The sequence below is a fragment of the Actinomadura sediminis genome (assembly GCF_042675525.1).
Taxonomy (GTDB): Bacteria; Actinomycetota; Actinomycetes; order Streptosporangiales; family Streptosporangiaceae; genus Spirillospora; species Spirillospora sediminis.
Genome location: NZ_JBHTJA010000078.1, coordinates 1 through 19,965, shown reverse-complemented (window position 1 = coordinate 19,965; position 19,965 = coordinate 1). Strand labels below are relative to the sequence as shown.

At 73.3% G+C, this 19,965-nt stretch carries 17 protein-coding genes; 5 read left to right on the top strand and 12 right to left on the bottom strand.

Annotated elements, in window-relative coordinates:
- Positions 1 to 47: 47 nt before the first annotated feature.
- From gatB to gatC, 5 genes are read right to left on the bottom strand one after another with little or no spacing between them, the layout of a single operon-like run.
- Positions 48 to 1,526, bottom strand: coding sequence for an Asp-tRNA(Asn)/Glu-tRNA(Gln) amidotransferase subunit GatB (gene gatB / locus ACFQ11_RS27905; RefSeq protein WP_378303904.1), 1,479 nt, complete (start codon positions 1,524 to 1,526; stop codon positions 48 to 50).
- Positions 1,527 to 1,540: 14 nt separating this feature from the next.
- The gene (locus ACFQ11_RS27900; RefSeq protein ID WP_378303902.1) at positions 1,541 to 2,143 is read right to left on the bottom strand and encodes a hypothetical protein; all 603 of its coding nucleotides are present in this window, start codon (positions 2,141 to 2,143) and stop codon (positions 1,541 to 1,543) included.
- Positions 2,140 to 3,303, bottom strand: a complete 1,164-nt coding sequence (locus ACFQ11_RS27895; protein WP_378303900.1) for an AAA family ATPase — start codon at positions 3,301 to 3,303, stop codon at positions 2,140 to 2,142. The genes ACFQ11_RS27900 and ACFQ11_RS27895 overlap by 4 nt, the downstream gene beginning before the upstream one ends.
- A 20-nt stretch (positions 3,304 to 3,323) precedes the next feature.
- A complete protein-coding gene (gatA, locus tag ACFQ11_RS27890) occupies positions 3,324 to 4,811 on the bottom strand; it encodes an Asp-tRNA(Asn)/Glu-tRNA(Gln) amidotransferase subunit GatA (RefSeq protein WP_378303898.1) in 1,488 nt (495 codons plus the stop codon).
- Entirely contained in the window at positions 4,811 to 5,110 is a 300-nt protein-coding gene (gatC, locus tag ACFQ11_RS27885) for an Asp-tRNA(Asn)/Glu-tRNA(Gln) amidotransferase subunit GatC (protein ID WP_026403875.1), read from the bottom strand. Before gatC ends, gatA begins: the two co-directional genes overlap by 1 nt.
- 158 nt (positions 5,111 to 5,268) lie before the next feature.
- On the opposite strand from gatC, the gene ACFQ11_RS27880 reads away from it, so the two are divergent.
- On the top strand, positions 5,269 to 5,511 hold the full coding sequence (locus ACFQ11_RS27880) for a DUF6458 family protein (protein WP_378303895.1): 243 nt from the start codon (positions 5,269 to 5,271) through the stop codon (positions 5,509 to 5,511).
- A 332-nt stretch (positions 5,512 to 5,843) separates the two neighbouring features.
- Here ACFQ11_RS27880 and ACFQ11_RS27875 read toward each other — a convergent pair whose 3' ends face one another.
- The 5 genes from ACFQ11_RS27875 to mnmA all read right to left on the bottom strand — a co-directional run bounded on the left by ACFQ11_RS27875 (position 5,844) and on the right by mnmA (position 13,494).
- Entirely contained in the window at positions 5,844 to 7,937 is a 2,094-nt protein-coding gene (locus ACFQ11_RS27875; protein ID WP_378303893.1) for a putative bifunctional diguanylate cyclase/phosphodiesterase, read from the bottom strand.
- Positions 7,938 to 8,192: 255 nt separating this feature from the next.
- Positions 8,193 to 10,361: an NAD-dependent DNA ligase LigA gene (gene ligA / locus ACFQ11_RS27870; protein ID WP_378303891.1), complete on the bottom strand. Its 2,169-nt coding sequence runs from the start codon at positions 10,359 to 10,361 to the stop codon at positions 8,193 to 8,195.
- A 46-nt stretch (positions 10,362 to 10,407) separates the two neighbouring features.
- A complete protein-coding gene (locus ACFQ11_RS27865) occupies positions 10,408 to 11,424 on the bottom strand; it encodes a methionine synthase (protein ID WP_378303889.1) in 1,017 nt (338 codons plus the stop codon).
- Between the two features lie 24 nt (positions 11,425 to 11,448).
- Positions 11,449 to 12,267 carry an LLM class F420-dependent oxidoreductase gene (locus ACFQ11_RS27860; protein WP_378303887.1) on the bottom strand — a complete coding sequence of 273 codons (819 nt, stop codon included), beginning with the start codon at positions 12,265 to 12,267 and terminating at the stop codon, positions 11,449 to 11,451.
- 150 nt (positions 12,268 to 12,417) lie between these two features.
- Entirely contained in the window at positions 12,418 to 13,494 is a 1,077-nt protein-coding gene (gene mnmA, locus ACFQ11_RS27855; protein WP_378303885.1) for a tRNA 2-thiouridine(34) synthase MnmA, read from the bottom strand.
- Positions 13,495 to 13,678: 184 nt separating this feature from the next.
- On the opposite strand from mnmA, the gene ACFQ11_RS27850 reads away from it, so the two are divergent.
- Complete coding sequence (locus ACFQ11_RS27850; protein ID WP_378303883.1) at positions 13,679 to 14,752, top strand: DUF695 domain-containing protein; 1,074 nt, start codon at positions 13,679 to 13,681, stop codon at positions 14,750 to 14,752.
- Here the strand turns inward: ACFQ11_RS27850 and ACFQ11_RS27845 are convergent.
- On the bottom strand, positions 14,740 to 15,597 hold the full coding sequence (locus ACFQ11_RS27845; protein ID WP_378303881.1) for a DUF1206 domain-containing protein: 858 nt from the start codon (positions 15,595 to 15,597) through the stop codon (positions 14,740 to 14,742). The two genes, ACFQ11_RS27850 and ACFQ11_RS27845, sit on opposite strands and share 13 nt — an antisense overlap.
- Before the next feature lie 148 nt (positions 15,598 to 15,745).
- On the bottom strand, positions 15,746 to 16,921 hold the full coding sequence (locus ACFQ11_RS27840) for a cysteine desulfurase family protein (RefSeq protein WP_378303920.1): 1,176 nt from the start codon (positions 16,919 to 16,921) through the stop codon (positions 15,746 to 15,748).
- A gap of 121 nt (positions 16,922 to 17,042) precedes the next feature.
- On the opposite strand from ACFQ11_RS27840, the gene ACFQ11_RS27835 reads away from it, so the two are divergent.
- The 3 genes from ACFQ11_RS27835 to ACFQ11_RS27825 form a co-directional block, all read left to right on the top strand.
- Positions 17,043 to 17,585, top strand: a complete 543-nt coding sequence (locus tag ACFQ11_RS27835) for a TetR/AcrR family transcriptional regulator (protein WP_378303878.1) — start codon at positions 17,043 to 17,045, stop codon at positions 17,583 to 17,585.
- Positions 17,586 to 17,734: 149 nt separating this feature from the next.
- Positions 17,735 to 18,991 (top strand): MFS transporter, encoded by a 1,257-nt coding sequence (locus tag ACFQ11_RS27830; protein ID WP_378303876.1) that lies wholly within the window; start codon positions 17,735 to 17,737, stop codon positions 18,989 to 18,991.
- A gap of 51 nt (positions 18,992 to 19,042) precedes the next feature.
- Positions 19,043 to 19,965: serine/threonine-protein kinase (locus ACFQ11_RS27825; RefSeq protein ID WP_378303874.1), on the top strand; the 923-nt coding region annotated here is incomplete at its 3' end.

The window sequence follows — 19,965 nt, the reverse complement described above, 5'->3', positions numbered from 1 at the left end:
ACGGTTTTCCGCCGCCCCGCGACGCGGTGTCACGGGGCGGCGGCGCGTCAGGAGAGCTTCTCCAGGATCAGCTCGCGGGCGCGGCCCGCGTCGGCCTGGCCGCGGGTGGCCTTCATGACGGCGCCGACGAGGGCGCCGGCGGCGGCGACCTTGCCCGCGCGGACCTTGTCGGCGACGTCGGCGTTGTCCGCGATCACCTGGTCGATCACCGAGTTCAGCTCGCCCTCGTCGCTGACGATCTTGAGGCCCCGCGCGGCGACGACCTCGTCCGGGGTGCCCTCGCCGGCGAGGACGCCGGTGAAGACCTGCCGGGCCAGCTTGTCGTTCAGCTCACCGGCGGCGATCATCGCCTGGACGCGCGCGACCTGCTCCGGCGTGATCGGCAGGTCGGCCAGTTCGACGCCCTGCTCGGTCGCGCGGCGGGACAGCTCGTTCATCCACCACTTGCGGGCGGCCGGGGCGTCGGCGCCCGCGGCGATCGTCGCCTCGATGAGGTCGACGGCCCCCGCGTTGACGACGTCCCGCAGTTCGAGGTCGGACAGGTTCCACTCCCGCTGGATGCGGGCGCGGCGGGCGGCGGGCAGCTCGGGCAGCGACGCGCGGAGCTCCTCGACCCACTCGCGGGACGGCGCCATCGGCACCAGGTCGGGCTCGGGGAAGTACCGGTAGTCCTGCGCCTCCTCCTTGCTGCGCCCGCTGGTGGTGCGGCCCGTGTCCTCGTGGAAGTGGCGGGTCTCCTGCACGATCCGCCCGCCCTCGGACAGGACGCCCGCCTGCCGCTCGATCTCGGACCGGACGGCCCGCTCGACCGAGCGCAGCGAGTTGACGTTCTTCGTCTCGGTGCGGGTGCCCCACTCGTCCGCGCCGCGCGGCATCAGCGACACGTTCACGTCGCAGCGCATCGAGCCCTCCTCCATGCGGACGTCCGAGACGCCCAGGGAGCGGACGAGCTCGCGCAGTTCCGTCGCGTACGCGCGGGCCACGAGCGGGGCGCGGTCGCCGGTCGCGACGATCGGCTTGGTGACGATCTCGACGAGCGGGATCCCGGCGCGGTTGTAGTCGACGAGGGAGAACTCGGCGCCGTGGATGCGCCCGGTGGTGCCGCCGACGTGCAGCGACTTGCCGGTGTCCTCCTCCATGTGGACGCGCTCGATCTCGATGCGGTACGTCTCGCCCTCGACCTCGACGTCCAGGTGGCCGTCGACGCAGAGCGGCTCGTCGTACTGCGAGATCTGGAAGTTCTTCGGCATGTCCGGATAGAAGTAGTTCTTCCGGGCGAACCGGCACCATTCCACGATGTCGCAGTTCAGCGCGAGGCCGATCTTGATGATGCCCTCGATCGCGGCGTGGTTCGTCACCGGCAGCGCGCCGGGCAGCCCGAGGCACACTGGGCACACCTGCGTGTTCGGCTCCGCGCCGAACGCCGTCGGGCAGCCGCAGAACATCTTCGACGCGGTGCCCAGCTCGATGTGCGTCTCGATCCCGAGCACGGGCTCGTACTTCGCCAGCGCGTCCTCGTACTTCATCGGCGTCACGACACTCACAGATATCCCAGTCCCTTCAACGCCTCTTCGGTCTCGGCCACCCACGCCGCGTACGCGGGCACCTGGGCGAGGGCCTCGAGGTCGATGTTCTGTCCTATGTAATCGAAGTAGTCGCCCAGGGGACGGCGGCCGCTCTGCGGGCGCACCGCGTCGAGCACGGGCTTCGGGTCTTGCAGTTTCTCCACGTCCCTGGGGCGTGCGGGAAGCCGGTCGGGATCGCTGCCGCGCAACCCCGCCCAGACGGCACGGTCGGCGAGCAGCCACGCCTCGGTCTCGCGCACCGGGACGAGCGGGATCACCGGCGTGGTCAGGCCCCGGCCGGCCAGCAGCTTGACGACGGCCTCGGCCTTGCCGCGTTCGTTGTGATCGTTGTGGACGCAGATCAGGTGGCAGTCCGCGGCGAGTTCCAGCACCGCACAGCCGACCCGATCCGCATCCTTGATCGTCCAGCAGTCGCCGATCTCGGTGCGCTCGACGTCGACGACGTGCCTGCTCCCCTTCTCCGTCAGCGCGCGGAGCTGCCGATGCACGACATGACCGAGGAACCGCTCGTCGGTGGTGTTCTCGGCCAGCAGTCCCGGGACGAGGGGACGGCTCATGGCACGTCCTGCCGCACGGTGCCCAGGTACTTGCGGACCTGCCGCGGCGACACGAACGTCCCCGGCTCCCCCTCGCCCCGAACGGGCTTGGCGACGGTCACGCGGGACGTCCGCCCCGCTTCCGGGTCGACCCGGATCGCGGCGTCCATGAACACGAGCGACTCGGGACGCTCCCGGTACAGCTCCGACACCACCACCGGCGAGTGGCTCGTGACGATGACCTGCCGCAGCGGACGCTCCAGCGATCCTGGATCATCGAAGTCGGTCACCCGTTCCCGGACGCGCCGAAGCAGCTCGGCCAGACGCCCCGGGTGCAGCCCGTTCTCGATCTCCTCGATCAGCAGGACGCCCGAATGGTCGGGATCGTGCAGGGCTGCGAGAAGCCCGAGAACCCGCAGCGTCCCGTCCGACAGCAGCGTGCTCGGCACGGCGCCCTGCCCGTCCATGACGAGGTCGAAGGACCACTCCTGGCGCTTGCCGTCCAGCTCGGTCTTGATCTCCCGCACGTCCGGGATCAGCGCCGTCGCATCCAGCATGAGGTCGGCGAACGCGTCCGTCTCGCTCACCCGCCCCAGCACCGCGGCGAGGTTCCCGCCGTCGACGAGCAGCGGCCGCCGGTCAGCCTGGCTCGCCATTCCGCGCATCGCCTGCGGGTTGGGCACGTACTGCCGCACGTTCGACATCTGCGCCTCGATCTCACTGGCCAGGTCGTCGAACGCCACGTCGTCGCCGAAGGCATCGTGGATCCATCGGGAGCGTCGCGCCCGAACGAACTCGGGCACGTCCATCGCGTCCTTCAGATCGAGTATCTCGTTAGCGAACGACTCGTGCTCCGGCACGCCGCCCCGAAGCACGGCACCCGTACGGTGGTCGACCGCGCCGAACCCGTCCTGCAGGCGCACCAAGCGCCGTGTCGCCACTGTGAACCAGTCCACCTGTGGTCCTTCACCCGTACGGTGGAACAGCTCCTGTGGCCGTCCTCGGCGAGCCCGCAGCAGCGCGTCCGACTGGAAATGCACCTCATCGACGGCGTACTCGACCGCGTCGAACAAGTTCGACTTGCCGCTGGAGTTGGGGCCGACGAGAGCGAGGAACGGCGGCACGTCCAGCTTGAAACCCAGGAAGGACTTGAAGCCGTCGATCTCGATCCTGGTGATCACGTGTCGCCGTTCCTCGCCGTCTAGAGTTCCGGGGCCTGCGCGAGGAGGGGGCCGCCCCAGCGGTCCTCGAGGGCGCGCTCGACGGCGGCGCCGACGCGGTAGACGCGGTCGTCGCCGAGGGCCGGGGCCATGATCTGGAGCCCGACCGGCAGGCCGTCCGCCAGCCCGCACGGCACCGAGACGGCCGCGTTGCCGGCGAGGTTCGACGGGATCGTGCACAGGTCGGCCAGGTACATCGCCATGGGGTCGTCGGCGCGCTCGCCGAGCGGGAACGCCGTGGTCGGCGTGGTCGGCGAGATCAGCACGTCGACCTGCTCGAACGCGGCCTCGAAGTCGCGCTTGATGAGCGTCCGGACCTGCTGCGCCTTGCCGTAGTAGGCGTCGTAGTAGCCGGACGACAGCGCGTACGTGCCGAGCATGATGCGCCGCTTCACCTCGGGCCCGAAGCCCTCGGCGCGGGTCAGCGCCATGACCTCCTCGGCGCTGCGGGTGCCGTCGTCGCCGACGCGCAGGCCGTAGCGCATGGCGTCGAACCGGGCCAGGTTCGACGAGCACTCCGACGGGGCGATCAGGTAGTACGCGGGCAGCGCGTAGGAGAAGTTCGGGCAGGAGACCTCGACGACCTTCGCGCCGAGCGACTCCAGCAGCTCGACCGTCTCGGTGAAGCGGTCCGTGACGCCGGGCTGGTAGCCGTCCCCGGCGAACTCCTTGACGACGCCGACGCGCAGGCCGTTGACGTCCGCGCGGCGGGCGGCCTCGACGACCGGCGGGACGGGGCGGTCGATCGAGGTCGAGTCCATCCGGTCGTGGCCGCTGAACGCCTCGTGCAGCAGGGCCGCGTCGAGGACGTTGCGGGCGAACGGCCCCGGCGTGTCGAGCGACGACGCGAACGCGATCACCCCGTACCGGGACGAGCCGCCGTAGGTGGGCTTGGTGCCGACGATGCCGGTGACCGCCGCGGGCTGCCGGATGGAGCCCCCCGTGTCGGTGCCCGTCGACAGCGGGGCCTCGTAGGCGGCGACGGCCGCCGACGAACCGCCGGACGAACCGCCCGGGATCCGCTCGAGGTCCCACGGGTTGCGGGTGACGCCGTACGCGCTGTTCTCCGTGGACGAGCCCATGGCGAACTCGTCCATGTTCGTCTTGCCGAGGATGACGAGCCCGGCCTCGCGCAGGCGGGCCGTGACGGTCGCGTCGTACGGCGGCCGCCACCCTTCGAGGATCTTCGACCCCGCGGTGGTGGGCATGTCGCGGGTGGTGAAGACGTCCTTGTGCGCGATCGGGACGCCGGCCAGCGGGCCGAGCTCCTCCCCGGCCGCGCGGCGCTCGTCGATCGCGCGGGCCTGCGCGAGGGTCGTCTCGCGGTCGACGTGCAGGAACGCGTGCACCCGTCCGTCCACGGCGGCGATGCGGTCGAGGTGCGCCTCGGCGACCTCGACGGCGGACGCCTCGCCCGCGGCCATCAGCTCGCCGAGTTCGGCGGCGCCCTTCCTGACCAGCTCGCTCATCAGGCTTCCTCTCCCAGGATCCGCGGCACCCGGAAGCGCTGCTCCTCGGCGGCCGGGGCGCCCGCGAGGGCCTGCTCCGGCGGAAGGGAGGGCCGGACCTCGTCGGCCCGGTAGACGTTGGTCAGCGGCAGCGCGTGCGAGGTCGGCGGGATGTCCTCCGCCGCGACCTCCTGCACCCGCGAGACCGCGGAGATGATCTGGTCGAGCTGGCCCGCGAGATGATCGAGCTCATCGTCGCCGAGCGCCAGCCGGGACAGCCGGGCGAGGTGCGCCACCTCGTCACGGGTGATGGCGGACATGAGTAAACCGTTCCTGGATTCGATTGGGTTCACGGCCATCCTATGGGCCCGGACCCGCCCGGCCGACCGGATTACCCAGGCACGATCCGGCGCGCCGTTTCAGACGCCTCTGGAGGGAACGCTCTCGAAGGTCCCCCTGGACGACGAGAGGAGCCGACGTGACCATCGGCGGCAGCATCGCACTGATCATTCTCGGAGCCATCCTGGCCTACGCGGTCGACGTCGACCTCAGCGGCGTCGACGTCCGGCTGGTCGGCGTGATCCTGATGATCGGCGGCCTGATCGGGCTCGTCATCGGCCTCGTCCGGATCGCCGCGGCCCGTCGCGCCGTCGACCGCCGCCCGGCGCCCCCGGCGCACGAGGAGCACTACTACGAGAACGGCCCCCGCCGCACCTACTGACCGCCCTGCACCGGCGGCCGTCCCTGCTGCTGCGGCGCCATGGGCGGGCAGCCCGCCGCGGGCGGTGCACCTGGCGGGGAGACCGCGGCGGCGCGCCGCCCGCGATCGACCCGCACGCCACGATGACGGCCACGCCCAGGAGCACGCCGCCGAACGCTCCCCGGTGCCCGTTCTCCATGCCGTTCACATGGTCGAGCGTGATGAAGAAGAACACGAGCATCGCCGCCGCACAGAGCGCGAGGACCACGCCGCGGAGGGCATTCATGCCCGGGGATACCAGTGACACGGGCGGCGGCCCTTTCGGCCCCGCGCCCGCGCGGGGCCGATGCCGGTCACGCCGCGGGTTCGGGGGCGCGGTTCATGTGGCGGCGCAGCCACTCGGTGGCGGTGTCGGCGTCCATCGGGCGGCCGAAGTGCCAGCCCTGCGCGGCGTCGCAGCCCATCTCGCGGAGGGCGCTCGCGGTCTTCGGGTCCTCGACGCCCTCGGCGACGGAGCGCAGCCCGAGCGTCCGGACGAGGTCCACGATCGAGCGGACGATCACCGCGTCGTCGGACGACTCGGTGAGGCGGCGGACGAACGACGCGTCGATCTTGATCTCCTCGACGGGGAGCCGCTTGAGCCGCACGAGGGACGAGTAGCCGGTGCCGAAGTCGTCCAGGCTGAGCGGGATCCCGAGTTCGGCGAGCGCGGCGACGGTGTCGGACGCGTAGGCGGGCTCGTTCATCAGGATCCGCTCGGTGATCTCGAGCTGGAGCGCGGCGGCGGGCAGGCCGCGGGCGAGCAGCCCCTCCTCGATGGTCTCGGTGAGGCCGGTGTCGAGGAGGTCGCGGCCGGAGGCGTTCACCGCGACCTGGACGGCGAGGTCCTCCCGCCACCAGGCGGCGGTCTGCGCGAGGGCGGCCTCGACGACGTGGTGGGTGATCGAGCGCATCAGGTACGTCTGCTCGGCGACGGACAGGAACGCCTCGGGTTCGAGGAGGCCCTGCTCGGGGTGGCGCCAGCGCAGCAGGGCCTCCATCCCGACGAGCTGGCCGTCACGGAGGGAGACCTTCGGCTGGTAGAAGAGCTCCAGTTCGGAGCGGTCGACGGCGCGGCGCAGGTCGCCGAGCATGGTGAGGCGCGCCGGGGAGTTGCGGTCCTTCTGCGGGGAGTACACCTCGACGCCGGCGCGGGACTCCTTCGCGTTGTACATGGCGACGTCGGCGCGCTGCAGGAGGAGCTCGAAGTCGGGGGCGTGGTCGGGGAACAGCGCGATCCCGACGCTGGCCTCGAGGTCGAACGACAGGCCGTCCAGCCGGACGGGCTCGCTGAGCGCGGCGCGGAGGCGGGCGGCGACCTCGCGGGCGGCGTCCTCGTCGCGGACGGTCGGCAGCAGCACCGCGAACTCGTCGCCGCCGAGGCGGGCGACGAGGTCGCCGGGCCGGACGCTGTGGGTGAGGCGGTGCGCGACGAGCTGCAGGAGGCGGTCGCCGGTGGGGTGCCCGAGCGTGTCGTTGACCTCCTTGAACCGGTCGAGGTCGAGCAGGAACAGCCCGGCGCGGCGGGGCGGCTCGGCCGTCTTGCGGCGGCGCCCGCGCAGGTGCCGGTGGGCGTCCTCGCCGCGGGCCTCGGCGAGCGCCTCCTCGGTGCGGACGATCAGCAGCTTGCGGTTCGGCAGCCCGGTGAGCGCGTCGTGCAGGGCCTGGTGCTCGCGCCGGACGGACACGGACGCGTTCAGGTACACGGCGATGAACGGCAGCACGATCAGCGGGACGAACGCCGCGGAGCGGTCCATCGCGACGACCATCATCGGGGCGAGGCCGAGCAGCGCGAGGTGGACCAGGACCTGGTAGCCGAAGTCGAACCGCATGGCCTTCAGCAGCGAGACGCGTTCGTGCAGCGCGACGGCGGCGCTGACGAGCGTGTCGTTGCAGATGAAGTAGACGGTCCCGGCGAGCGCGATGGCCGGCAGGTCGGAGCCGTCCGGCACCCAGAGCGCGGACGGCGTCGCCAGATCGCCGGTGAGGGCGAGCGCGAGCTGCGCGGCGCCGAGGCTGAGGGTGTACTGGGCGACGTTGAAGGCGATCCGGTGGGGGGTGCGGCCGCGGAAGATCCCGCAGGTGACGACGGCGACGGCCTGCAGGGCGGCGGCGACCGGGAGGCCCGCGTACAGCAGCGCGGCGAACGCGAACGTGGTGGAGGTCGTGGCGCCGTTGTTCTCGGTGGAGCCCGGGGTGATGATGGGCCGCATCTCGCCGAAGACGATGAAGCAGCCCAGGATCCAGAAGACGGGGTTGCCGAGGAGGGCGTCCAGGTCCGGGCCGGTGAGCCCGGCGAAGGCGGAGCCGCCCGCCACGACGCCCAGCGCGATGACGACGACGATGTAGATCCACAACGGGGAACCGCGGCGCGGCGCCGTGTTCCGCGTGTTGTTCGGGTCCTTCATCACCATCCTCGGGGGGATTCGCGGGGGACGTCCCCCGGAACCGGACGCGCCGGACCACGGGGACGCCCCCCGGGTGATACGTCCGGTGATTCAGGTGTGTCGTGATGAGAGGGAGAGTACGACCTCCGGCGAACTTCGCGAAACCGGTTGCGTACGTTCCGTTATGCCCGTGTCGCGCTCATCCCTCTCCGGTGGGTAGTGAAAGTGTACCCCTGAGTAACGCAAACCTGGTGGGCCCGGGTCAACCACATTTCGTCACTCTTCCGCACGGACAGCGACTTTTTTGGCCGCATCCGGCCCGTCCGCCAGGAGAACACGGAACCCGTCCTCCTCCAGGACCGGCACGCCGAGCTTCATCGCTTTGTCGTACTTTGACCCGGGACTGTCACCGACGACCACGAACCCCGTCTTCTTCGACACCGAGCCCGACACCTTGCCGCCGAGCCGCTGCACCGCCTCGGTCGCCGAGTCGCGGCTGTACCCCTCCAGCGAGCCGGTGATCACCACCGTGACGCCCTGCAGGGGACGCGGGCCGGCGGCGCCCTCGTCCTCCATCCGGACGCCCGCCGCGCGCCACTTGTCGACGATCTCCCGGTGCCAGTCGACCGCGAACCACGACTTGATCGACGCCGCGATCGTCGGGCCGACGCCGTCGACCGCCGCCAGCTCCTCTTCGGTGGCGTTCGCGATCGCGTCGATCGAGCCCATCTCGCGGGCCAGGTCGCGCGCGGCGGACGGCCCGACGTGCCGGATCGACAGCGCCACCAGAACCCGCCACAGCGGCTGCCTCTTCGCCTTCTCCAGCTCCTCGAAGAGCTTCTCGACGGTCTTCTTCGGCTCGCCCTCCTTGTTGGCGAAGAACGTGACCTCCTTGCGCTCCCCCGTCTTCGGGTCGATCTTGGGGGTGCCGCTGTCGGGGTCCAGCACCAGGCTCTTGATCGGCAGCAGCTCGTCCACGGTCAGGTGGAACAGGTCGCCCTCGTTCTTCACCGGCGGGTCGGCCGGCTCCAGCGGCTGCGTCAGCGCGGTCGCCGCGACGTACCCGAGCGCCTCGATGTCGAGCGCGTTGCGGCTCGCCACGAAGAACAGCCGCTCCCGGAGCTGCGCGGGGCACGAGCGGGCGTTCGGGCACCGGATGTCGGCGTCGCCCTCCTTCTCGTACGCCAGCTCGGTGCCGCACTCGGGGCAGTGCGTCGGCATGGCGAACTCGCGCTCCGAGCCGTCCCGCAGCGCCGTCACGGGCGCGACGATCTCCGGGATGACGTCCCCGGCCTTGCGCAGGACGACCGTGTCGCCGATCAGGACGCCCTTGCGGACGACCTCGCTCGCGTTGTGCAGCGTCGCCCGCTCGACGGTCGAACCGGCGACCTCCGTCGGCTCCATGACCCCGTACGGGGTGACGCGCCCGGTCCGTCCCACGCCGACCTTGATGTCGAGAAGCTTGGTGTTGACCTCCTCCGGCGGGTACTTCCACGCGATCGCCCAGCGCGGCGCGCGGCTCGTCGACCCGAGCCGCCGCTGCAGCGAGAACTGGTCGACCTTCACCACGACCCCGTCGATCTCGTACGCGGGATCGTGCCGGTGCTCGCCGTACTCGGCGATGTACTCGCGGACGGCGTCCATCCCGCCGACGACCTTGTACCGGTCGCTGACCGGCAGCCCCCACGCGCGCATCAGCTCGTACGCCCCGGACTGGCTCTCGGGCCGCGTCCCGCCCTCCCAGGCGCCGAACCCGTGCACCAGCATGCCGAGCGGCCGCTTCGCGGTGACCCGCGGGTCCTTCTGCCGCAGCGACCCGGCCGCCGCGTTGCGCGGGTTCGCGAACGGCTGCTTGCCGGCCTCCACCTGCGCCGCGTTGACCTGCTCGAACCCCTCGACGGGCAGGAACACCTCGCCGCGCACCTCCAGGACGTCCGGCCAGCCCTCCCCCGCGAGCCGGTCCGGGACGTCGGCGATGGTCCGGACGTTGTGCGTGACGTCCTCGCCGGTGCGCCCGTCGCCGCGCGTGACGGCACGGACGAACCGTCCCTTCTCGTACGTCACCGCGATCGCCAGGCCGTCGATCTTCAGCTCGCACAGGTAGCCCGCGACCTCGCCGACCTCCTTGACGACCCGCTCGTCCCAGGCGAGCAGCTCGTCGGCGTTCATCGCGTTGTCGAGGCTCTGCATCCGCTCCAGATGCGCGACGGTCGCGAAGTCGGTGGTGATCGGCGCCCCGACCTTCTGGGTGGGCGAGTCGGGCGTGACCAGCCCGGGGTGCCGCTCCTCCAGCTCCCGCAGCTCCCGCATCATGCGGTCGTACTCGGCGTCGGAGAGCGTGGGCCGGTCGAGGACGTAGTAGCGGTAGTTGCCCTCGTCGATCCGCTCGCTCAGCTCCAGATGCCGCTGCCGTGCCTCGCTGGGAACACCATCGCTCGTGGTCATGCCCCCATTTTCCCCGGTGCCACCGACATTCCGGCAGGGGCGCGCCCTACTCCTCCGCGGCTTCGTACAGCATCCGGGCCGTGTCGCGGGAGCGTTTCAGGGCCTCCCGGACGTACCCGGGCGAGGCACCCGCCATCCCGCAGGCGGGCGTGACGACGACCTGGCGGGCGAGCCGCGCGGGCGGGAACCCGAACCGCCGCCACAGCTCCCGGATCGGCTCGGCCGTCGCGCGCAGCGGCGGCAGGGTCGCGTCGGCCGCCGGAACCGCCCCGAGGAACAGGCCGATCCCCGCGTCGATCGCCTCCCCCACGGCGTCGTCGTCGCGCCTCGGCACGTACCGGAGGTCGACCGACAGCGCCTTCGCCCCCGCGCGCCGCAGCAGCCCGAACGGCACGTTCCGGGCGCAGCAGTGCACGAGCGGGTACGCCGCGTCCTCCGCGCACACCGTCTCGATCGTCCGCCGGAGGACGTTCTCGGCGACCGGCTCCTCGATCGCCCGCAGCCGGCCGAAGCCGCTCGCGGTCGGCACCGTCCCGGCGAGGACCGCGGGCAGGGCCGGTTCGTCGAGTTGCAGCAGGATCCGCGCCGCGGGCACGCGCCGCCGGACGTCCGCGACGTGCGCCGCGACGCCCTCCGCGAGCGACTCGGCGAGATCGCGGACGGCGCCCGGGTCCTTGATCGCGCGGTCGCCGTGCCGCAGCTCGATCGTCGCGGCGAGCGTCCACGGACCGCACACCTGGATCTTGAACGGCCCGTCGTGCGTCCCCGCGACCTCCTCCAGCACGTCGAGGTCGCGCGCCAGGTGGTCGCGGGTGCGGACGGTGTCGCGGCCGGGACGGTCGGAGAACCGCCAGCCGGACGGCTCGAGGTGCACCGGCATGTCGACCAGCAGGCCGGCGGACCGGCCGACCATGTCGGCGCCGGGCCCGCGCGCGGGCAGCTCCGGCAGGTGCGGCAGCTCGGGCAGCTCCCCGAGCACGACCCGGAGGGCCTCCTCCGGGTCGTCGCCCGGATACGAGCCGACGCCGGTCGCCGCCCCGGCCTCCCACGGATGCTCATTCACACCGGAAAGCCTAGCGGCGCGCGATCACAGCAGGTCCGCGAGGCGGTCGAGGTAACGGAGGGTCTCGGCTTCCGGCTCGGTCTTGAGGTTGAACAGGACCTCGTCCACCCCGGCGTCGGCCAGGGCCTCGACGACCTCCCGCCTGCCCGGCACGGCGAACACCGTGACCGGCACGCGGCGGCCCGCCCGGTCGCGGAGTTCCGCGATCTGGGCGGCGAGGGCGTCGGTGCCGCGGCCGTGGATCGGCATCCAGCCGTCGCCGAACTCGACGACGCGGTCGAACGTGGTCGGTCCCGCGCCGCCGATCAGCACGGGCGGGTGCGGGTCCTGGACGGGCTTCGGGTAGCTAAACACGGGGTCGAAATCGACGAACTCGCCGTGGAACTCCGCCTCCTCGCTCGTCCACAGCTCCTTGACGGCCAGCACCCGCTCGCGCAGCAGCCGCATGCGGGTCTTCGGCTCGGTGCCGTGGTTGCGCATCTCCTCCCGGTTCCAGCCCGCGCCGACGCCGAGCACCGCCCGCCCGCCGGAGATCAGGTCGAGGGACGCGACCTCCTTGGCCAGGATGATCGGATCCCGCTGGACGACCAGCGCGATCCCGGTGCCGAGCCGCAGCCGCTCCGTCACGCTCGCGGCCGCCGCCAGGACGACGAACGGATCGAGCGTCCGGTAGTACATGCGCGGCAGCTCGGCGCCGCCGGGCCACGGCGTCTCGCGCTTCACCGGGATGTGGGTGTGCTCGGCCAGGAACAGCGACCCGAACCCGCGCTCCTCCAGCGCCCGCCCGAGCGCCGCGGGCCCGATCCCGTCATCGGTCACGAACGTCGAAACACCGAACTTCACGACACCTCCTGAGACTCACCAGAGCCGAATGGTAACCGGGCCGTCGCCCGCGGCTCCGGGTCCCGGAGGCCGGTTGGCCCGCCCGCACCCGCCGCGACCACACCGCCGCGCCGCCGGGGACGCCGGCGCGGGCGGCGATCCGGCCGCGGGTCAGGCGGGCACGCGGGCCGTCTCGGCGATCGTCGCCGAGCCCAGGACGCGGTCGCCGTCGTACAGGACCGCGGCCTGGCCGGACGCGACGCCGCGGGCCGGTGCGTCGAGCCGGACGCGCAGGACGTCGCCGTCGGCTTCGGCCGTGCAGGCGTGGACCTCGCCGTGGGCGCGGAGCTGCACCCGGCAGGCGAACGGGCCCGCGGGGGGCTCGCCCAGCCAGATCGGGCGCTCGCCGGTGATCTCGTGGACGTCCAGGGCCTCGCGGGGGCCGACGGTGACGGTGTTCGTGACCGGCGAGATGTCGAGGACGTAGCGGGGGCGGCCGTCCGGCGCGGGGGTGCCGATGCGCAGGCCCTTGCGCTGCCCGATCGTGTACGCGTAGGCGCCGTCGTGCTCGCCGACCTCGTTGCCGTCGGCGTCGACGATGGGGCCCTTCGCGGTGCCGAGGCGCTCGGCGAGGAAGCCGCGGGTGTCGCCGTCCGCGATGAAGCAGATGTCGTGGCTGTCGGGCTTGTCGGCGACCTGCAGGCCGCGCCGCTCGGCCTCGCGGCGGATGTCGGCCTTCGTGGTGTCGCCCAGCGGGAACATCGCGTGCGCGAGCTGCTCGGGGGTGCACACCGCCAGGACGTACGACTGGTCCTTGCCCGCGTCGACGCCGCGGCGCAGGACGCCGTCCTCCAGCCGGGCGTAGTGGCCGGTGCAGACGGCGTCGAAGCCGAGGGCCATCGCGCGGTCGAGCAGCGCCGCGAACTTGATCTTCTCGTTGCAGCGCAGGCACGGGTTCGGGGTGCGGCCCGCGGCGTACTCGCTGACGAAGTCCTCGACGACGTCCTCGTGGAAGCGTTCCGCGAGATCCCAGACGTAGAAGGGGATGCCGATCACGTCGGCGGCGCGGCGGGCGTCCCGGGAGTCCTCCAGGGTGCAGCAGCCGCGCGCGCCCGTCCGGTAGGACTGCGGGTTGCTGGACAGGGCCATGTGGACGCCGGTGACGTCGTGCCCGGCCTCGGCGGCGCGGGCGGCGGCCACGGCGGAGTCGACGCCGCCGGACATGGCGGCGAGTACGCGCAGAGTCATAGTCCTTCGAGCGTACGCGCCGCCGGGCCCTCCCCACATCGGGTTAACGGGACGGACCGCCGCCGGGCCGAAACGACGCGGCGGGGACGCGGCGACGGATCGTCCGGCGGCTCGCGTAGGGTTACGTCGCGGGCTCCGTGAAGGCCCGGGCCCCGTCACCCCACGACAAGGAAGAGACGTACAGGTGGGAATCTTCCGCCGTCCGCGCGACACGTCCGCCACCGCACCGCCCGCGGTCGGCGAGTTCTGGGAATGGTGGGGCCAGGCGCGCCCGACGATCGAGTCGTCGCTGGCGGGCGGCCCGGGCGGGCAGGAGGCGGGCGAGCCGCCGGGCGAGGGGCTGTCGGCCGACATCGTCGAGGAGCTGTCCCGCCGCGTCCACAAGATCCATCCGGGGCTGCAGTGGGAGATCGGCGGCGCCGAGGACCGGGCGCCCTCGCTGACGCTGACCGGCGGCGGCGACCCGGAACTGCGCGGGCTCGCCGAACGGTGGGTGCGGGCCGCGCCCAAGACGTCCGGCGACTGGAACTTCCACCCGGCGCGGCAGGCCGACCCGGAGATGCTCTCCCAGGACCTCGTCCTCGGCGACCACGAGTTCGACCTGGAGTACGTGCGGCTGGGCATGCGGGCCGACGCCGGACGGGCGAAGGTGCACATCACCGCGTACCACCCCGACTTCCTGTTCGTCCCCGAGGAGCAGCAGCGGCAGGTCGCGTCGCACGTCCTGGACTGGGCGCTCGGGGAGGACGACGTGGCCCGCTGGATCGGCGACGTGACGATCGCGATGGAGACGCCGATCGACTCGCTGCCGCCCGCGATGCTGGGCGCGGTCGTCGAGCAGGTCGCCGAACCCTTCGGGGAGCCCGCGTGGCTGAGCGGCGAGGGCCGCACGCCGCGCGGCCATCCCGCCCGGGTCGGGGCGCGGTTCCCGCTGCACCGGCAGGACTACCCGCTGTGCGACGTGCACGTCGCGATCAGCGTCCCGTACCGGCACAGCAACCCCGACCGGCTGCCGGTCGAGCCGTCGTCGGGGGCGCTGCACGCGTTCGAGAAGAAGCTCGCCAAGCTGGGCGACCGGGCGGTGCTGGCCGTCCGGGAGACCGGCGACGGCCTGCGCGTCTTCCACCTGTACGCCGACCCCGACTCGGGCGTCGTCGGCGAGCTCGACCAGCTCGCCGCGGGCTGGTCGGAGGGCAAGGCCAAGGTCGCCTCGACCAACGACCCCGGCTGGAAGGCGCTCGCCCCCTACCGGCCCTGACCGGGACGGACGGCCTCGACCCTGCGCCACCGCGCCTCGCAGCACGAGTAGACGCCGAAGGTCACCACGCCGAGGGCGACGGCGACGAGCCCCCACGCCCCGGCGGGCGACCCGGCGAACTCGCGGAGCGTGCCGTCCAGCCCGCGCGCCTTCCCCGGGTCGTAGCTGATCGCCGCGTACCCGAGGAAGACCCCGGCGGCGCCGATCACCAGGCCCCGCGCCGCGTTGCCGACGGCCCCGAGCGGCTCGACGACGCGCCGCACGCGCCGTCCCATCTGCCCGAGTTTGAGCTCGTCCAGGAACTTGCGGCGCGCGGCGGTGTACAGGACGTACCCGCCGACGGCGACGAACCCGGCGGCGACCGCGAGGACCAGCCAGCGTCCCCCCGGCTGCTCCATCAGCCGCGCCGTGAACGCCTTCGACCGCTGGTCGCCCGACGCGCCCTTGTGCCCGAGCATGAACGCGAGGGTCGCCGCGAACCCCGCCGCGTACAGGAGCCCGCGACCGGCCGACGCGAGCCGCTCGTGCGCCTTGTGCCCGCCCGGGATGGGACGCCCGTACAGCGCCTCCGCGAACTGCCAGAGCGCGAGGGCGGCGAACCCGGCCGTGACGAGCCACAGCACGACCGTCCCGCCGGGCTTGCCGGCGACGGTCGTCAGGGCGCCGCTCCGGTCGGCCTCCTCGCCGCCGTCCCCGAACGCGATCTGGAGCGCCAGCACCCCGATCAGGACGTACAGGAACCCGCGCGCCGCCAGGCCCACGCGCGACAGCCGGTGGAACCACGGATGCCCCGCCGCCCTGCGTCCCGCGTCCCGCACCGCGCCGCCGTCCGCCACGCCCGTCATCGCTCTCGGTCCCTCGCAATCCGCCGGTCAACGAACGGCAAAGCAGTGCCCTGCGAGGATCCGATCAAACGTCGGCCCGATTACGGGCGGCGCCTTACCTCCCGCCGCACCTCCCGCCGCGCCGCGGGCCTGGCCCGGAGGGCGGCGGTCAGGTGAGGCCGGCTCGGCGGGCCCGGTCCACGGCGGGGGCGATGGCGTCGGCCAGGGCCTTGACGTCGGCTTCGGTGGAGGTGTGGCCGAGGGTGAAGCGGAGCGAGCCGCGGGCGCGTTCGGGGCCGGCGCCCATGGCCGTGAGGACGTGGCTGGGCTGGGAGACGCCCGCCGAGCAGGCCGAGCCGGTGGAGCAGGCGATGCCGCGGGCGTCCAGCAGCATGAGCAGCGCGTCGCCCTCGCAGCCGGGGAAGGAGAAGTGCGCGTTGCCGGGCAGACGGTCGCGGGGATCGCCGTTCAGGATCGCGTCGGGGACGGCCGCGCGGACGGCCGCGATGAGGCGGTCGCGGAGGGCGGCGAGGCGCTCGGCCTCGGCGGCGCGGCGGCGGGCGGCGACCTCGACGGCGGCGGCGAAGCCGGCGATGGCGGGGGTGTCGAGGGTGCCGGAGCGGACGTCGCGTTCCTGGCCGCCGCCGTGCAGGAGGGGCACGGGGTCGAGGTACAGCGGCTCCTTCGGCTTGGCGAGGAGGAGGGCGCCGACGCCGAGCGGGCCGCCGAGCTTGTGGCCGGAGAGGGTGAGGGCCTGGGCGCCGCTCGCGGCGAAGGACACGGGCAGGCCGCCGGCGGCCTGGACGGCGTCGGTGTGCAGCGGGACGCCGCGCTCGCGGGCGACCGCGGCGAGTTCGGCGATCGGCTGCACGGTGCCGACCTCGTTGTTCGCCCACATGACGGTGGCGAGGGCCACGTCGGAGCCGTCGCCGAGCGCGTCCCGCAGGGTGTCGGGACGGACGCGTCCCAGCTCGTCCACGGGGAGCAGGTCGACGTCGGCGCCCTCGTGGTCGGCGAGCCACTGCACGGCGTCGAGGACGGCGTGGTGCTCGACGGCGGAGGCGAGCACGCGGGTGCGGGCGGGGTCGGCGGCGCGGCGCGCCCAGTAGAGCCCCTTGACGGCGAGGTTGTCGGCCTCGGTGCCGCCGGAGGTGAACACGACCTCGCTGGGCCGGGCGTCGAACGCCTCGGCGATCAGCTCGCGGGACTCCTCCACGACGCGGCGGGCGGTGCGGCCGACCGCGTGCAGCGAGGACGGGTTGCCGAGCTCGTGCAGCCGTGCCGTCATCGCCTCAACGGCCTCCGGCAGCATGGGGGTCGTCGCCGCATGGTCGAGGTAGGTCACCACGGCGTCAACAGTATCCGCGCGCCCGGTGTTCCCCGCAGGTGGCCGGACGGTTACGGGAATGCGCGGGTGAGGGGCCCGGTTGGCAACTGTACCGTCCGGTCGGTACAGTGGAGTGGTCATGACGAAGAACGCCCTTCTGGACGCCGCGGAGGCGGTGCTCTCCGAGCACGGCACGCAGGCGCTGACGCTCACCGCGGTGGCCGACCGCGCCGGCGTCAGCAAGGGCGGGCTGCTCTACCACTTCCCGTCCAAGGAAGCGCTCGTCAAGGCGATGGTGGCGCGGGTCATCGAGGAGTTCGACGACCTGATCGCCTCCTACCTCGGCGGGTACGACGACGGGACGCCCGGCGCCTACAGCCGCGCGTACGTCGAGGCGACGTTCGAGATCCTGACCGGTGAGGCGCGGGCCTACCGACGATGGTCGGCCATCACGGCCGCCGCGACGGACCCGGAGCAGGCCGAGCCGCTGAACGAGGCCATGCGCCGCTGGCACGGCCGCGCGCCCGGCGACGTCGCCGGCCCGGTCTCCGACCCGGTCGCCGCGACGGTGGTCCGGCTGGCGGCCGAGGGCCTGTGGGAAGTGGTGAGCCACGCGCCGGAGCTGTACGACGAGGAGCAGCTCGCGGCCCTGAAACGGCGGCTGCTCGACCTGCTCGGCTAGCACCGCCCGCACCCGGGGCGCCGGGGCCGCGCCCGGCCCCCTGGAACGCTCCACATTCTTTGACGACCGTCCGGTTCCGGCCGCGCGCCCGCGCGGCCGGGCGCACGTCCGGGGCCCTCCGCCCCGCCGAGTTCAGAAAGAGGTGAACCATGCTGCTCCGCGCCCGTACCGGGACGTTCCTGACCTTCGCTCTCGCGGGCCTGCTCACCGGTGTGTGGGTCGCGCGGATGCCCGCGCTGGCCGAGAAGTTCGGGACGTCCGAGAGCGAGATCGGCATCGTCGTCCTCGTCTGGGGGCTCGGCGCGGTGGTCGCCATGCAGGCGCTGCGGGGGGTGATGGCGCGCGCCGGGAGCCGGGGCGCGCTGCGGTTCGCGCTGCCGCTGACCGCGCTGTCGTACGTCGCGGTGGCGGTGGCCCCGACCTACTGGACGCTGCTCGCCGCCGTGGTGGCGTTCGGGATGACGTTCGGGATCACCGACATCGCGATGAACGCGCAGGCCAGCGTGGTCGAGCAGGCGTACCGGCGGTCGATCATGAGCGGCATGCACGCCGGCTGGTGCATCGGCGCGATGACCGGCGGGCTGTTCGGCGTGGCGACGGCCGCGCTCGGCCTCGGCTTCACCGCGACCGTGCTGATCGCCGCGCTGTTCGCGCTGCCCGCCGGGCTCGCGCTCGGCCGCACCTACCTGCCCGACCCGGACGCGCCCGCCGGGACCGGGGCGGGCGGACGGCGGCGGCGCCGGATGCCGGCCGCCGTCTACCTGATCGGCGTGCTGGGCTTCATCGCGTTCATGACCGAGGGGTCGATCGCCGACTGGAGCAGCCTGATGCTGCACGACGAGCTCGGCGCGACCGAGTCGCTGGCGGCGTTCGGGTACCCGATGTTCGAGCTGGCGATGCTGATCGGACGGCTCGTCGGCGACCGCGTCCGGATGCGGGTCGGCACGCGGCGGCTGCTGGCGGGCGCCGGGCTCGGCACCGCCGCCGGGATGACGGTGGTGGTGCTCGCCCCGACCGCGCACGTCGCGATCGCCGGGTTCTTCGCGACGGGCCTGGTCGTCTGCGTGGTCGTCCCGACGACGATCTCGCTGGCCGGGACCGCCGCGCCGGACCGTCCGGCCGCCGCGGTCGCGCAGGTCGGCGCGATGGGCTACGGCGGGCTGCTGCTCGGCCCGGTCGTCGTCGGGTTCCTGGCGGACGCGACGTCGCTGCGGGTGGGCGTCGGCGTGGTGGTCGTGCTCGCGCTGCTGATCGCGGCCGGTGCCCGGTTCGTCCCGCTGGGCGAGGGCGCCGACCCCGCCGCCGCGCAGTCCGTCCCCGCGCCGGACGTCCCCGCGCCGGACGGGGGCGGCGACGCGGCGGTCCCCGCGCACGGCGGCGCGGAGCCGAAGCCGGTCGCCGCCTGAGGGCGCCCTGCTATAACCCCTTTCTAGCCGTACGGGGCGAAGGGGTGACCGATGAGCGGGTGGCAGGTTCCGGAGTACACCGAGCTGCGCGTGCTCGGCGAGGGCGCGCAGGGACGGGTGGTGCTGGCCCGCCACGACGCCACCGGGCTCCCGGCCGCGATCAAGTACCTCGCGGCCGGGCTCGCCGCCGACCCGGGCTTCCGGGTCCGCTTCCGGGCCGAGGCGGAGCTGCTCCGGCGGCTGCGCAACCCGTACGTGGCGCGCCTCTACGGGCTGGTCGAGACGGGCGAGGGCGCGGCGATCGTGATGGAGGCCGTGGACGGCGCGTCCCTGCGGGAGGTGCTCGCCGAGCGCGGCCCGCTCGCGCCCGAGGCCGCCCTCGTCCTGCTCAAGGGCTCGCTGCTGGGGCTGGCCGCCGCGCACGACATCGGGATCGTGCACCGCGACTACAAGCCCGCGAACGTGATCGTCCGGGGCGACGGGCTGAGCAAGCTCATCGACTTCGGCGTCGCGGTCGACGCGGGCGAGGCCGGGCGATCGGGCACGCCGGTCTACATGGCGCCCGAGCAGTGGCGCGACGAGCCCGCCTCCCCCGCCACCGACGTGTACGCGGCGACGTGCGTGTTCTTCGAGTGCGTGACCGGGCGGCGGCCCTACACGGCCGAGGACCGGGCGGGGCTGATGGGGCGGCACCTCACCGCGCCGATCCCCGTCGAGGACGTCCCCGAGCCGCTCCGGCCGCTGGTGGAGAGCGGGCTCGCGAAGGACCCGTGGGACCGGCCGCACGGCGCGGCCGCGTTCGTCACCGAACTGGAGGCCGCGGCCGCCACCGCGTACGGCCCGGACTGGGAGGGGCGCGGCGTGCGCACGCTGGCGGCGGCCGCCGCCGCGCTGTCGACGCTGTTCCCGCTGACCGCCCTGGGCCTCGGCTCCGGCGGCGCCGCGACCGCCGCGGGCGGCGGCGCCGCCTCGGC

What these genes read in the sequence shown, in the direction of transcription:
- gatB (WP_378303904.1), bottom strand. Translation starts at nt 1,526, where the DNA reads ATGAAGTACGAGGACGCGCTGGCGAAGTACGAGCCCGTGCTCGGGATC.
- ACFQ11_RS27900 (WP_378303902.1), bottom strand. Translation starts at nt 2,143, where the DNA reads ATGAGCCGTCCCCTCGTCCCGGGACTGCTGGCCGAGAACACCACCGAC.
- gatA (WP_378303898.1), bottom strand. Translation starts at nt 4,811, where the DNA reads ATGAGCGAGCTGGTCAGGAAGGGCGCCGCCGAACTCGGCGAGCTGATG.
- gatC (WP_026403875.1), bottom strand. Translation starts at nt 5,110, where the DNA reads ATGTCCGCCATCACCCGTGACGAGGTGGCGCACCTCGCCCGGCTGTCC.
- ACFQ11_RS27875 (WP_378303893.1), bottom strand. Translation starts at nt 7,937, where the DNA reads ATGAAGGACCCGAACAACACGCGGAACACGGCGCCGCGCCGCGGTTCC.
- ligA (WP_378303891.1), bottom strand. Translation starts at nt 10,361, where the DNA reads ATGACCACGAGCGATGGTGTTCCCAGCGAGGCACGGCAGCGGCATCTG.
- mnmA (WP_378303885.1), bottom strand. Translation starts at nt 13,494, where the DNA reads ATGACTCTGCGCGTACTCGCCGCCATGTCCGGCGGCGTCGACTCCGCC.
- ACFQ11_RS27845 (WP_378303881.1), bottom strand. Translation starts at nt 15,597, where the DNA reads ATGACGGGCGTGGCGGACGGCGGCGCGGTGCGGGACGCGGGACGCAGG.
- ACFQ11_RS27835 (WP_378303878.1), top strand. Translation starts at nt 17,043, where the DNA reads ATGACGAAGAACGCCCTTCTGGACGCCGCGGAGGCGGTGCTCTCCGAG.
- ACFQ11_RS27830 (WP_378303876.1), top strand. Translation starts at nt 17,735, where the DNA reads ATGCTGCTCCGCGCCCGTACCGGGACGTTCCTGACCTTCGCTCTCGCG.